Origin of the sequence: Pseudomonas sp. Marseille-Q1929 (genome assembly GCF_017316265.1) — a bacterium.
GTDB lineage: Bacteria > Pseudomonadota > Gammaproteobacteria > Pseudomonadales > Pseudomonadaceae > Aquipseudomonas.
On sequence record NZ_JAFLWU010000046.1, the window covers coordinates 18,927 to 32,195 of the forward strand.

General features: G+C 63.1%; 11 protein-coding genes. 2 read left to right on the forward strand and 9 right to left on the reverse strand.

Annotation, left to right across the window (positions count from 1 at the left end; genetic code table 11):
- Positions 1–4: 4 nt before the first annotated feature.
- The 5 genes from J1G37_RS27840 to J1G37_RS27860 all read right to left on the reverse strand — a co-directional run bounded on the left by J1G37_RS27840 (position 5) and on the right by J1G37_RS27860 (position 6,484).
- Positions 5–766: an energy transducer TonB gene (locus J1G37_RS27840; protein WP_207046887.1), complete on the reverse strand. Its 762-nt coding sequence runs from the start codon at positions 764–766 to the stop codon at positions 5–7.
- The gene (gene tolR / locus J1G37_RS27845) at positions 763–1,209 is read right to left on the reverse strand and encodes a protein TolR (protein ID WP_207046889.1); all 447 of its coding nucleotides are present in this window, start codon (positions 1,207–1,209) and stop codon (positions 763–765) included. The genes J1G37_RS27840 and tolR overlap by 4 nt, the downstream gene beginning before the upstream one ends.
- A gap of 15 nt (positions 1,210–1,224) precedes the next feature.
- Positions 1,225–1,917, reverse strand: a complete 693-nt coding sequence (gene tolQ / locus J1G37_RS27850; RefSeq protein ID WP_207046891.1) for a protein TolQ — start codon at positions 1,915–1,917, stop codon at positions 1,225–1,227.
- Between the two features lie 46 nt (positions 1,918–1,963).
- Positions 1,964–3,826 carry a phytase gene (locus tag J1G37_RS27855; protein ID WP_207046892.1) on the reverse strand — a complete coding sequence of 621 codons (1,863 nt, stop codon included), beginning with the start codon at positions 3,824–3,826 and terminating at the stop codon, positions 1,964–1,966.
- Positions 3,827–3,970: 144 nt separating this feature from the next.
- Entirely contained in the window at positions 3,971–6,484 is a 2,514-nt protein-coding gene (locus J1G37_RS27860) for a TonB-dependent receptor (protein ID WP_207046893.1), read from the reverse strand.
- 404 nt (positions 6,485–6,888) lie between these two features.
- On the opposite strand from J1G37_RS27860, the gene J1G37_RS27865 reads away from it, so the two are divergent.
- Together J1G37_RS27865 and J1G37_RS27870 are read left to right on the forward strand one after the other, a co-directional pair.
- Complete coding sequence (locus tag J1G37_RS27865) at positions 6,889–7,803, forward strand: GGDEF domain-containing protein (protein WP_207046895.1); 915 nt, start codon at positions 6,889–6,891, stop codon at positions 7,801–7,803.
- Between the two features lies 1 nt (position 7,804).
- Positions 7,805–8,842, forward strand: a complete 1,038-nt coding sequence (locus J1G37_RS27870) for an AraC family transcriptional regulator (RefSeq protein ID WP_207046896.1) — start codon at positions 7,805–7,807, stop codon at positions 8,840–8,842.
- Here J1G37_RS27870 and J1G37_RS27875 read toward each other — a convergent pair.
- The 4 genes from J1G37_RS27875 to J1G37_RS27890 all read right to left on the reverse strand — a co-directional run bounded on the left by J1G37_RS27875 (position 8,829) and on the right by J1G37_RS27890 (position 12,960).
- Positions 8,829–9,710 carry a LysR family transcriptional regulator gene (locus J1G37_RS27875; RefSeq protein ID WP_207046898.1) on the reverse strand — a complete coding sequence of 294 codons (882 nt, stop codon included), beginning with the start codon at positions 9,708–9,710 and terminating at the stop codon, positions 8,829–8,831. The two genes, J1G37_RS27870 and J1G37_RS27875, sit on opposite strands and share 14 nt — an antisense overlap.
- A 181-nt stretch (positions 9,711–9,891) precedes the next feature.
- The gene (gene ycaC / locus J1G37_RS27880; protein ID WP_105699740.1) at positions 9,892–10,506 is read right to left on the reverse strand and encodes an isochorismate family cysteine hydrolase YcaC; all 615 of its coding nucleotides are present in this window, start codon (positions 10,504–10,506) and stop codon (positions 9,892–9,894) included.
- A 28-nt stretch (positions 10,507–10,534) separates the two neighbouring features.
- Complete coding sequence (locus tag J1G37_RS27885; protein WP_207046900.1) at positions 10,535–12,373, reverse strand: amidohydrolase; 1,839 nt, start codon at positions 12,371–12,373, stop codon at positions 10,535–10,537.
- Complete coding sequence (locus J1G37_RS27890; protein WP_207046902.1) at positions 12,370–12,960, reverse strand: antibiotic biosynthesis monooxygenase; 591 nt, start codon at positions 12,958–12,960, stop codon at positions 12,370–12,372. The genes J1G37_RS27885 and J1G37_RS27890 overlap by 4 nt, the downstream gene beginning before the upstream one ends.
- Between the last annotated feature and the right edge of the window lie 309 nt (positions 12,961–13,269).

Genomic DNA, 13,269 nt, shown 5'->3' on the forward strand with positions numbered 1-13,269 from the left:
CGGTTTATTTGATGCGGTAGTGGAAGGTATTGCGCACCGCCGGTACGGCGACGGCCTTGCCTTCAACGATGCGTGGCTGGTAGCGGAAGGTGTTGGCGGCGGCCAGTGACGGGCGCATGAACAGCGGGTGGCAACCGTCCAGCACTTTGGGGTTTTCCACGCGGCCCTGAATGTTCACGGTGTACTCCACCGAGCAATCGCCCTCGATGTTCTTGTCCAGGGCGCGCTCGGGATAGTCCGGCGCTTCCTTGCTCAAGGGTTGGTACTGGCGGCTGTCAAACGCCGGGGCCGGCGCTGGCGCAGCCGGGCGTGCGCGTTCGGCGGCCAGGCGTTCCTGGCTCAACCGCTGCTGTTCCAGGTCACGGTTGCGCTGTTCGGTGGCCAGGCGCTCCTGTTGTTGCTCGACTTTCTTCTCCTCGACCCGCTTGCGTGCCAAGGCGGCTTTCTCGAGTTTTTGCGCCTGGATCTGCGGATCGACCACGGGTTTGGGCGGCACAGGCACGACGACCGGCTCCTGTGGTGGTGCTGCGACGGCCACCGGTTCAGGCACCGGCACTGGCGCGGGCGGCAGCATGACCAACTGGGTGTGCATCACCCGTGGCGCCTCCACCACGGGTTTTTCCGTCGACCAGCCCAGCATCAGCACGGCCAACACACCGACGTGCAACGCCACCGCGAGGCTGGCGGCGAAGCTGTTGCGCCAAAATCCGGCGCTGTCCCTGGGCGCGATTGAGAGCTGTGGACTGTGCATGATCATCGCCGTCATTGCGGGGCCTCGGTCACCAGCCCCAGGTTGCTGACACCACCCTTCTGCAACACCGCCATGGCCGCGACCACGCGACCGTAGCCGGCGTTGTCGTCGGCGCGGATAAACACCTGGGTGTCGCTGCGCGCTGCCACCACCTGCATGACCTTGGCGCCCATTTCCTCCAGGCTCACGGCGCTGTCGGTCTGGTGTTGGGTGTCGAGTTCGCCGCCGAGGTTCCAGTAGTAACCGCCGTCGGCTTGCACCGACAGCGTGAGGATCTGCTGACGCGTGTCGGTGGCCAACGCCTCGGCGGCGACCTTGGGCAGTTCGATCTTCACGCCCTGGGTCAGCATCGGCGCGGTGACCATAAAGATCACCAGCAGCACCAGCATCACGTCGATATAGGGCACCACGTTCATCTCGGCCTTGGGCCCGTGCTTGCGTTGCGGCCTGGTTAACATGGGAGGTTTCCTTAATCAGGCGGCCACGGCCAGGTTGATCGGCGTGCCACGCAGCGTGCGGTGCAGGCGCACTTGCAGTTCATTGCCGAAGGCGTAATAGCGGGTGAGCAAGGTCTGGCCACGGGCGGCAAAACGGTTGTAGGCGATCACTGCCGGAATCGCCGCAAACAAACCAATGGCGGTGGCGATCAACGCCTCGGCAATGCCCGGTGCAACGGTGGACAGCGTGGCCTGCTGCACCTGGGACAAGCCGATAAAGGAATTCATGATGCCCCACACGGTGCCGAACAAGCCGATATAGGGGCTGACCGAGCCCACGGTGGCGAGGAATTGCAGGCCCTTTTCCAATTCGATTTCCTGCTCGGTAATCGCCACCTGCAAGGCGCGCTCGACGCCTTCGAGCACGGCCGGATCATGGCTGTGCAGGTGCTGATATTCCTGCACCCCGGCGATAAAGATCGGCGCAATGCCGCCCTCACCCGCCTGCACGGTGTCGCGGTACAACGGCTGCAAGTCGGGTGCTGCACGGAAGCGCTGCACAAATCCATTCAACTGGCGCTCCAGGCGGCGCAGCACCGCGCCGCGTTGGATGATCAAGTACCAACTGAGCAAGGAAGCCAGCAGCAGCGTGACCATCACCGCCTTGACCAACAGGCTGGCGTCGCTGATCAATCCCCAGATCGTCATATGTTCCATCGTCGCGTGCATGGTGAACTCCTATTCGAATAAAAAGTGATGACCGGGTGATGACGCGTCAGGGCAATTTCAGCGTGCGGGTCACTTCGGCCCAGGGCACGAACTTGAAGTTCTGGGCCTGCTCGGGCATGCGCTTGCGCCCGTCCTGCACCACCAGCATGCCTTGGCTCCACGGTCCGCCGAGGTTGATTGCAGTGACTTCCAGGCCGTCGGTTTCCGAGGCGCCGTCAATGCCAGCAGCCGCGTTGAGGCCGACACGGAACGCGCCGTGGGTGGCAAACGGTGGCTCGGCATCCACCACCAGATAGCTGTCATTGCCCTGGCTGGAGATCACCAGGTAATCGCGCTTGTCGCTCTGGTACAACGCCAGGCCTTCAACATCCGCATGCAGCTGCGGGCCGACCTTGATCACGCTGGTAAGCTTGGCCGGCTGATCGGCCCGCGCATCCACGGCCCACACGCCGACGTCTTCTTCACCAATGAACAGGCGCTGACGCTGGTCATCGGCGACGCAGCCTTCGGGCTGGCTATCAACCTTGAACTGGCGCACCAGCTCGCCCTGCGCACGGCCATCAGGCGCACTCAGGCGGTATTGCAGGAAGGTGCCGTCCTTGTCGTTGGCGATGGCATAGATTTCACCGCTGGCGGGCTGGAACAGGCAGATGCCATAGATCGCCTTGAGCGGCGTCGGCACTTCACCGGCTTCGCGCAGCTCCCCGGTGTTACGGTCGATGCTGAACAGGCTCAGGCTGTTGTGGTCGCGGTTACTGGCGACCGCGAGGTCAACGGTTTGCGTACCCAGCTTGAAGTTGGGACGCACGTCGACGTTGTTCAGGCGCCCGACTGCCAGCTCCTGCAACAGCTTGCCGTCGAGGTCGTAGGCCAGCAGGCCCTGCTTTTTGTTGGTGCCGAGTACACGGCTTTTGGCCGGTTGCTCGGGGTGAATCCAGATCGCCGGATCATCCGCGGCATCGCCTTGGCGGCCGACGGGATCGGTCTGGCGCACGGCGGCGACTTCCGGGATCACCGTGTCGGCCGGCACCGGCGTGGCCTGCCAGTTGAGCGTGCCCTGGTAGAGCTTGCCCGTGTCGTCATCGCGCACCAGCAGTTGCTGGCCGTTGATGCTGAGCTGCTCCGGCTCCTTGAGGCCCGGCAGGTTCAGGCTCGATTGCTCGACCCAACGCTCACCGGTTTGCTGGAACAGATGCAGTTGGGCGCTCTTCGGATCAAGCGCCACCACACCACCCGGCACCAGCGCCATGGCCCCGGCTTCGCGCTTGGGCGTGTCGAACACCGCCACCGGCGTGCGCTTCACATCGGCTTCAGGGTGCGCCGGGTAGGCCCACCAGCCGACGTTTTCTTCGTTGACCACCAAGCGATTGGCCGCGTCATCCACCTGGCAGAACTGCGCCGACGGCGGCAGCGGCAGACCGCGTACGCGCTGGGGTTCGTTCAACAGCGTGGCGCCCTTGCCCACCAGCCACTGTTCACCCTTGCCTTCTTCACCCACCAGGAACACAAACAGGTTGGCCGCCGAATCGCGGTACAGGCACAGGCCGTTCACGGCGTAGTCGCGGGTTGGCAGGTAGAGCGGTTTGCCGAAGGTCTTGGCGGTGGCGTCGAGGCTGATCAGCAGGGCTTGTTGGCGATCGTTGTCGAGGCTGGCCACCAGGGTCTGGGTGCCGGCCGCGCGGGTGTCGAGGCTGCTGAAATTGCCGTTGAAGCGCGCCAGCTCGGCGCCCTTGGCGTCAAGCAGTTGCAGGCCGTCGCGGGTGCTGGCGGCGAGGCGTGCGTTGGTGTTCAAGATCGTCACGGCCTCGGCGTTGAGGCTTGGAGCCCAAGGCGTCAGGGCCAAATCGGCGGCAAATGCGTGACCGCTGGTTGCCAGAACCATCAGCAGGTACAGCTTCGAAATTCTCATGTACGGGTAAATCCTTCAAATACAGTGAAGATCAACTGTGGGAGCTGGCTTGCCTGCGATGGCGGTGTATCAGCTAGCAATGATGCAGCTGACCCACCGGTATCGCAGGCAAGCCAGCTCCCACATTTGAATCGGTGTTGGTGCTTAGAAGTGGGTGAAGGTCAGGCCTACTTTGTAAGTGGGGCCGTACTCTTCGTACTGCCCGTTGTAGCTGCGATGGCCGGTGTAGACGAAGTACGACTCATCCGTCAGGTTCTGCGCCTCAAAGCTCACTTGCAGGTTCTTGGTCAGCGAATAACGCGCGCTGAAATCCACAAAAGTCTGCGCATCCACATGCAGGTCATGGGCCTTGTCATTGATTGACGCCAGCTCATACAGGTAGGCCGACTTGTAGTTGGCAGACAGGCGCAGGCTGAGCTTGTCGTCTTCCCAGCCGAGCATCAGGTTGCCGACCGTGTCCGACTGGTTCGGCAGGCTGATGTTGCGTTTGCGGTTGCCGCCGCTGGTGCTGTCAAAGCCTTCGATATCGGCGCTGGAGCGGCTGAAGGTGGTGTTGGCGCCCACCAGCAAACCATTCCACGGCGCCGGCAGCCAGTCGAACTTCTGCGAGTAGGCCAGTTCCAGGCCATACAGCTTGGCGCTGTCGCCGTTGGCGTAGGTGTGGGCCTCGGAGAAGTTGGTCCAGGCGCCGGTGCCGGCGAGGTCGGTGTTGTAGACGAAGTTCTTGATGTCTTTGTAGAACACGAACGCCGAGACGGTGCCGGCGCGGCCCATGAAGTGCTCGATGCCAAGGTCCAGGTTGCTCGATTCCAATGGCTTGAGGTCTGGATTGCCGAAGGTGGCTTCGTCATCGTCGATCACAAAACCCAGCGCCAGTTGGCCGAAGGTCGGGCGCACCACGGATTTGGTCCAGGCCGCGCGAACTTGGGTGTTCTTGTCGATCTGGTAGCGTGCATGCAGGCCCGGCAGCCAGTGGTGATAGCGGCGCTTGGTGTCGGTGGCGGTGAACACGCCATCGGTGGCGCCAGTGCCCTTGGCTTCGAACTCGGTGCCTTCGTAGCGCAGGCCGGCAATGAAGCGCCAGTCGTCGATATCGATGGTGTTCATCAGGTAGCCGGCGTTGATGTCTTCGCGGATGGTGAAGTCGTTGACCCGCGATTCGGTCTCGTCATAGAAGTCCGCCGCGTTGAGGCCACCGATCAACTGCTTGATGCTGCTGGGACTGATGCCGGGGCCGTAGTTACCCAGGCGATAATCCACATTGCCCTTCTGGAACTGGGTGAGGTTGAGCTGTTCGTCAGTGAAGCCCAGGTCGTCAAAATCCTTGTAGACCCAGGCTTCCAGGTCGTTGCTCTTGTGGCGGCGGCTGACCTTGCCGCCGAACTTGAACTGCGACGCGTAGCCGCTCAGGTCATAGTCGCGGGCCAGGTCCAGGCGCAGGTTTTTCTCGGTGTCCTTGGTGTTCTGTTTTTCCCAATCGACCTTGTCGAGGGTGAAGTTGCTCGCATCGTAGAAGCCGCTGCCGATGATCGGGCGCGGTTTGTCCTTGTCGTAGAAACCGCTGTTGGCGAAGTCGCCGCCGTCAAAGGTCGCGCCGGCGATGTGCGCCGGGCTGTCTTCGCTGGACTGGCTGTAGCCGGCCTGGCCGCTCAAGGTCCACAGGCCGAGCATGCGCTCGCCACCGAACACGTAGGACTGGATTTCCTGGGTTTCTTCGCGGTTTTTCAGCTTGCGCTTGCCTTCGGCATCCCCCAGTTCGCCCGCTGCCAGCGGGTCCGAAAATTCGATGCTGGTGGAGTTGCGGGTCTCGGTGTCCTTGTAGCGGCTGTAGAGGGTGCGCAGGTAGTAGCTGCTGAGGTCATCGGGCTTGTAGTCGAAGTTCAGGCCGCCACCGGCGCGTTCGCGGCTGATGTCGTAGTCGCGCTGTTCGAATTCGTTGAGTTTGGCGCCGTCGCTGAAGTCCCAGGCGCCGCCGGTTTCGACGTTGTCCGAGCCGAAGTCACGCTTCTGCCAGCTGAGTGCGGCGGCCACGCCGAAGTTGTCGATGCCGTCGCCCAGGCTGAAACGGTTGCTGGCGGCGCCGGAGAATTTCGGGCTGGTCTGGTGGGTGTTCTTGTCGTAGCTGGCTTCGCTGCTGCCGGTGTAGAACAGGCCTTTGTGGTCGAAGGCCGAGAGGCTTTGCACATCGACCGTGCCGCCGAGGGAGTTGGCGTCCATGTCCGGGGTGAGGGTCTTGATCACCGACAACGATTGCACCAGTTCCGCGGGCAGCACATCGAGGGCCACGGCGCGGCGTGCGCTTTCCGGGGCGGGCACGAGGGTGCCGTTGATGGTCACACTGTTGAGGTCCGGGCCCAGGCCACGCACGCTGACAAAGCGCCCTTCGCCCTGGTCGCGCTCGACGCTGACACCCGGCAGGCGCTGCACCGCTTCGGCGACGTTCTCATCCGGCAACTGGGCGACGCCGTCGGCGTGCACCACGCTCTTGATGCTGTCGGCGGTGCGCTGTTCTTTCAACGCCGAATCGATCGCGGCGGCCTGGCCGACCACTTCGACGTGCTCGGTGGTGGCCGCTTCCGCTGCGTTGATCCGCTCGCTGGCCATGGCCAGGGCCAAGGCGGTAAGCGTGAAGCCGACGAGCCCGGTGCGCTTGTACATGCAATCCTCCCCAAGAATCCGTTGGCGCCAGGCAAGAGGCCCGGCAACTGGGAGGGCAAGCTAGGGGTGGGGGATGACGGTTCTGTGACAGGGGTTGGCTGTGAGCCGCGTAAACCGGGGTTTTGAGAGCGGCCAAGCGCACAAATGAGCTGAAATGACCTCAATTCGAACTGTGGGAGCTGGCTTGTGTGGGAGCTGGCTTGCCTGCGATAGCATCACCCGGGTGTTACTGAAAGACCGAGGTGTCTGCATCGCAGGCAAGCCAGCTCCCACATTTGATCTGTGTTTGCCAGTGAATGGTGCTTAGGACATGAGCTGATTCGACCCACCCACCCCGTCACGCAACTGTCACAACCATCTGCTGTGCTGGCGCCCACGACTGAATTACCCCAAGGACGCCGGCCATGTTCTCCGTGCTCAAACCCCACCGCTGGAAACTCTCCCTGCTGCTGATCGCCGCCAACCTCGGGCTGATCCTGCACCTGGCCTGTGGCGAGTTGAAAAGCTTCAGCGAATGGGTGTGGCTGGACATCTTCGGCGAAGGCGGCTCCGCCCTGCTCGCCCTGGTGTGGCTCGGCCTGGTGCTGAAAAGCCGCCCCGCCGGGCGCGTCACCAACTACCTGGCGCTGGGCCTGTCGTGCATCTTTTTCTCGTGGTGGATCGACAGCCTCGACGAGTTCATCCGCCTGCCCGACAGCATCACCTGGGACCACTGGCTCGAATCCGGGCCGATGCCGGTGGGCATGATTCTGCTGACCATCGGCATCTACCACTGGCACCGCGAACAACTGGCGATCAGCGCGCAGATGGAGAAACGCGAGCGTCTGTTCCGCGAGCATCGCCTGTTCGACAAACTCACGCCCCTGGCCGGCGCCGACTACCTCAAGCGCCAGCTCGCCGACAGCCTGCGTGACAGCCAGGAGCAGCAGCAACCGCTGTCGTTGCTGGCCCTGGACCTGGACAACTTCGCCGCCATCAACCAGGCCTTCGGGCATGCCGAAGGCGATGCGGTGTTGCAGGCCCTCAGCCATGTGCTGTTGCTGAACCTGCGCCGCCAGGACTTGCTCTGCCGCCTGGCCGGCGACCGCTTCGTGGTGCTGCTGCCCAACACCGGAGAGCGCCAGGCCCAGGTGCTCGCGCTGGAGCTGCAACAGACCGTGCGCGCCCTCGCCCACAAGACCCGGCTGCAAGGCGAACGCCTGCAACTGGCCGCGACCACCGCCGTGGTCATGGCCCTGGCCGAAGCGCCGCAGGATTTGCTCAAGCGCCTGAACCTGGCCCTGGCCCGCGCCAAGCAACCGCTTGCGAAAAGCGCCTGAGATGGCGGTGAAAACAGACTGGTATGAAGCCGACAGCCGCTTCATCCCGGGGCATTACCAACCCGCTACCCTGATCGACCTGGCCTTGTCGCGGGACATCGACAGCCATCGCCTGCTGCGTGGCACCGGGTTGTTTCACGAGGACATCCTCGCGGGCACGGCACGGCTGAGCCCGCAGCAGTTCCTCGGCCTGATCGGCAACAGCCGCAAACTGCTGGACGCCGACGACAGCAGCTTCCTGTTCGGCCAGCGCTTGTTGCCCGGTTATTACGGCGCAGCCAGCCATGCCTTGGGCCACGCGCAGAACCTGCATCAGGCACTGGACATCCTGATCCAGCAGCAAGTGCTGCTCAGCCCGCTGGTCACCCTGCAACTGGAGTTGGATGAGCACCACGCCTACCTGTATTGGCTGGACACGTGCGGCGCTGGCGAACACTGGCGCTTCTTGCTGGAAGCCAGCATGACCTCGCTGGTTGCCATGAGCCAATGGCTCAGCGGCGAACGCCTGCCGTGGGTGGCCAGTTTCAGCCATGCCGAGCCGCGTTATGTCGAGCAGTACTGGGTGCACCTAGGCGAAGACACGCGCTTCGAACGCCCGCTGGACATGCTCTGCATCCCCCGCGAATACCTCACACGCGCGTGGCCGGGTGCGTCCGTCACGGCTGGACAGGTCGCGCGCCAGCAGGCCCGTGAGCAGATCGAACAGTTGGGCTTTGCCGGCAGTTTTCTCGATTGCCTCGACGACTACCTGCGCGACCTGGTGCGCCAACCGCCGAGCCTGGAACAGGCAGCGCAGGCGTTCGCCATGAGCCCGGCGACCCTCAAGCGCAAGTTGCACAAACACGACACCGGGTTTCAGCAGCAAGTGGACCGGGTGCGCAAGCAGGTGGCGTTGCACCTGTATCAGGTCAAGGGCTACAGCAATGAGGAAGTGGCGGCGTACCTGAACTTCAACGACGCGGCGAACTTTCGTCGCGCGTTCAAACGCTGGACCGGCAGCACACCCAACCTGATCCGTCAGCTGTTCAACAGCCGCTAGCCAGGCGTTCGCGCAGGAATTCCACCAGCGCCTGCACCGGCCGTGAGCTTTGCCGGTGCTGCGGGTACACCGCCGACAGGGTCAGGTCTTCGGGGGCGAATTCGTCCAGCACACTGACCAGGCGTCCGTCCTTCAGCGCGTCGCCGACGATAAAGGTCGGCAGATAGGTCACGCCCAAACCGGCGATGGCGGTGTCGCGCAACAGATCGCCGTTGTTCACGCGCATCCGCCCGCTCACATTCAGCGCCTGCACCTTGCCTTTGAAGCGCCATTGCACCTGGCGGCCATGGCCGTAGGGCAAGCAGTCGTGTTCGGCGAGGTCATCGGGTTTTTGCGGCGTACCGCGCAGCGCCAGGTAGTCGGGGCTGGCGCAATACACCCGGGGAATGCTGGCGATGCGGCGGGCGATCAGGGTGGAGTCTTCCAGGGTGCCGATGCGCAAGACCAGGTCGTAGCCTTCGCCGATCAAGTCCACGGGACGGTCGCTGAGATCGACCTCCACCGACACTTGCGGATGGCGCTGCAAAAACAGCGGCAACAGGCAACCCAGGTGGGCCATGGCAAACGACAACGGCGCGCTGAGGCGAATGGTGCCGCGCGGCTCGCTGTTCTGCCCGGCGATGCCCTGCTCCACTTGCTCGACTTCACCGAGCAGGCGCAGGGCGGATTCGTAGTAACTCTGGCCCAGTGGCGTGACGTCCAGGCGGCGGGTGGAACGGTTGAGCAGACGCACGCCGAGGCGGTCTTCCAGCTGGATCAGGCGGCGGCTGACGAACTGCTTGGACAGGCCCAGCTGTTCGGCGGCGGCGGTGAAACTGCCGGACTCCATGACCTGGCAGAACAGGCGCATGTCTTCAAAGGGGTTCATTGTCGCTTCTCGGTGGACATTTGATGGCTTTATAACCGGATAGTCGCAACGCTACAAATCAAAATGTGGGAGCTGGCTTGCCTGCGATAGCGGTGTATCAGCCAACATTACTGTCAGCTGGTACACCGCTATCGCAGGCAAGCCAGCTCCCACAGGGTTCAGCGGTGTGATGCAGAATCGCTTACTTGTTGAACGCCGAGTAGCTGTTCATCAGGTTGCGGTAGTTGGGAATACGCGGCGACAGCAGGTTGGCCAGGCCTTCCATGTCGTTGCGCCAGTCGCGTTGCAGTTCACAGGCCACGGCGAACCAGTTGACCAGCTGTGCACCGGCGGCGGTCATGCGCGCCCAGGCGGCCTGTTGCACGGTTTCGTTGAAGGTGCCCGACGCATCGGTAACCACGAACACTTCAAAGCCTTCCTCCAGCGCACACAGGGTCGGGAACGCCACGCACACATCGGTCACGACACCGGCAATGATGATCTGCTTGCGGCCGGTCGCCTTGACGGCCTTGACGAAATCTTCGTTGTCCCAGGCGTTGATCTGGCCAGGGCGGGCAATGTACGGCGCGTCCGGGAACAGCTCTTTCAGCTCCGGCACCAGCGGGCCGTTGGGGCCGCTTTCAAAGCTGGTGGTGAGGATGGTCGGCAGGTTGAAGAACTTCGCCACATCAGCCAGGGCCAGGACGTTGTTCTTGAATTCGTTGGGGGAAAAATCCTGGACCAGGGAGATCAGGCCAGTCTGGTGATCGACCAACAGTACAACCGCGTCATCTTTGTTCAAGCGTGGGCTAGCCATGGTTCAACTCCTTACGGGGGATGGGAAATCAGAAAGCAAAGCAGGAACAGCCAAACGCACCCCAGAAACCCTGGAAGTCGCTGACCGGCACGCTGGAAAGCCGCGCCTTTTCGTGGCTGTGGGAATGCACGCCGCAGGGGCCGCTGCACTGGTGGACTTGCGCCTGCAACGGCGAGCTTGGGCGCCAGTGACCCGGCACCTTGACCACCGGCGACCAGTCCGGCAGCACCGGCACACGCAGTGGTGCGTAGTCTTCAAAGTCGCCGGCGCCGTAGACCACCTTGCCGCCGACCACGGTGAGCACCGATTCGATCCACTTGATGGCTTCTTCATCGACACTGAAAAAGTCCGCCGACAGTGCGGCAACGTCCGCCAATTGGCCGACCTTGATCTGGCCTTTCTTGCCCTGCTCGGACGAGAACCAGGCGCTGCCGTGGGTGAACAGTTCCAGCGCGGTGAGGCGCGGCAAGCCTTCGGCGTGCAGCTCCAGGCCGCCGACGGTGCGGCCGCTGACCATCCAGTACAGCGAGGTCCACGGGTTGTAGCTCGACACCCGCGTGGCGTCGGTGCCCGCCCCGACCGGCACGCCCTCGGCCAGCATGCGCTTGATCGGCGGCGTGGCTTCGGCCGCCTTGGCGCCGTAGCGCTCGACAAAGTATTCGCCCTGGAACGCCATGCGGTCCTGGATCGCAATGCCGCCGCCAAGGGCACGCACGCGTTCGATGTTTTTCGGCGTGATGGTTTCCGCATGGTCGAAAAACCACGGCAGGCCATTGAACGGAATGTCGCGGTTGACCTTCTCGAACACGTCGAGCATGCGCGAGATGGACTCGTCATACGTGGCATGCAGGCGGAATGGCCAGCGCTGCTCCACGAGGTGGCGCACCACCGGTTCCAGCTCCTGTTCCATGGTCAGCGGCAGGTCCGGGCGCGGCTCGAGGAAGTCTTCGAAGTCGGCGGCGGAGAACACCAGCATCTCGCCAGCGCCGTTGTGGCGCAGGTAGTCATCGCCCTGGTGCAGGGTGACGCTGCCGGTCCAGTTCTTGAAGTCGCTGAGTTCTTCCTTGGGCTTCTGGGTGAACAGGTTGTAGGCGATGCGCACCGTCAACTGTTCATCCTTGGCCAGTTGCTCGATCACCGCATAGTCATCGGGGTAGTTCTGGAAACCACCGCCGGCATCGATGGCGCTAGTCAGGCCAAGGCGGTTGAGCTCACGCATGAATTGGCGGGTCGAGTTCACCTGGTATTCCAGTGGCAGTTTCGGGCCTTTGGCGAGGGTCGAATACAGGATCATCGCGTTGGGACGCGCCACCAGCATGCCGGTGGGGTTGCCGTGGCTGTCACGCACGATCTCGCCGCCCGGTGGGTTCGGCGTGTCCTTGGTATAGCCGGCCACGCGCAGGGCGGCACGGTTGAGCAAGGCGCGGTCGTACAGGTGCAGCACGAACACGGGCGTGTCCGGCGCGGCCTGGTTCAATTCTTCGAGGGTGGGCATGCGTTTTTCGGCGAACTGGAATTCGTTCCAGCCACCAACTACGCGCACCCACTGTGGCGTCGGCGTGCGGTCGGCCTGGTCCTTGAGCATGCGCAACGCATCGGCCAGGGACGGCACACCTTCCCAGCGCAGTTCGAGGTTGTAGTTCAAGCCGCCACGGATCAGGTGCAAGTGGGAGTCGTTGAGGCCGGGGATCACGGTGCGGCCCTTGAGGTCGATGACCTGGGTGCCACTGCCGCGCAGGGCCATGGCTTCACCGTCGGTGCCGACGGCAACAAAACGGCCCTGGTGGATGGCGACGGCGGTGGCGCGCGGGTTTTCACGGTCCACGGTGTGGAACTGGCCATTGAACAGAATCAGGTCGGCGTTCATAGGGTTTCCTTTACAGAGGCTTCGAGCCAGGGAGCGAACAGGCGTGTGGCGGCCGGCATCAGCAGGTAGACCACCAGCAGGACGATGGTCAGGGTGATCAGGAAGGTGGCGACCACGTAGTTGGAGAGGAAGGGATGCAGGCGCAGGATTGGGCCCCAGATGATTGGGATCAGCAGGGTCAGCGGCAGGATCACGAACAGGGTGACCACGGCTTGCTTCCAGCGCGGGGGCTTGGCGGCGTGTTCGGTTTCGGGGTTGAACCAGAATTCGTTGACGGCGCCGATTTCGGTGTTGTCGCCGTCGGCGAGCATGGGGGCGGCTTCGGCGATCAATTCGTTGCGTTCGGGGGAGTCGAGCCAGCGTTCCAGGGCGTCGGTGGAGCGGTAGCGCAGGACGCAGGTGAACAGTGCGAGGTTGTTTTGTTTGCTGCGTACGACGTCGACGCCGAGGTGGCCGGGGCGTTCGCCGGCGATGCGCACGATGCGGCGTAGCCAGGCTTCGTAATTGGCTTCGTGGCCGGGTTTGATGAGGTGTTTGACGACTAGGGTGACGACTTCGTCGGGGCTGGTTTTGGGTGTTGGGTCCATGGTGTTGGATTCCCCCTGGAGAGTTGAGCGATGGGGGGAGTTTGCCGGTCGGGGTGGTGGGGGAATTGGATGTATGTGCTGTTTGGGGTGGGCTGCGTACATATCCGTTATTTGGGTAACGGCGGCTTATGGTTCCGCCCTTACGGCGGGTCACTTTTGGAAAAGAGCCCCAAAAGTAACCAAAAGGGCTCTTGCCCCAACACTCGGTGCCTCGCCTAGGCTCGGCATGCCCGTAATCCGACATGGATTTGGGGGGCCGCCGCCACGCGCCATCCATGGCGCGGGGCGGCTAAACCGGCATCCCTGCCG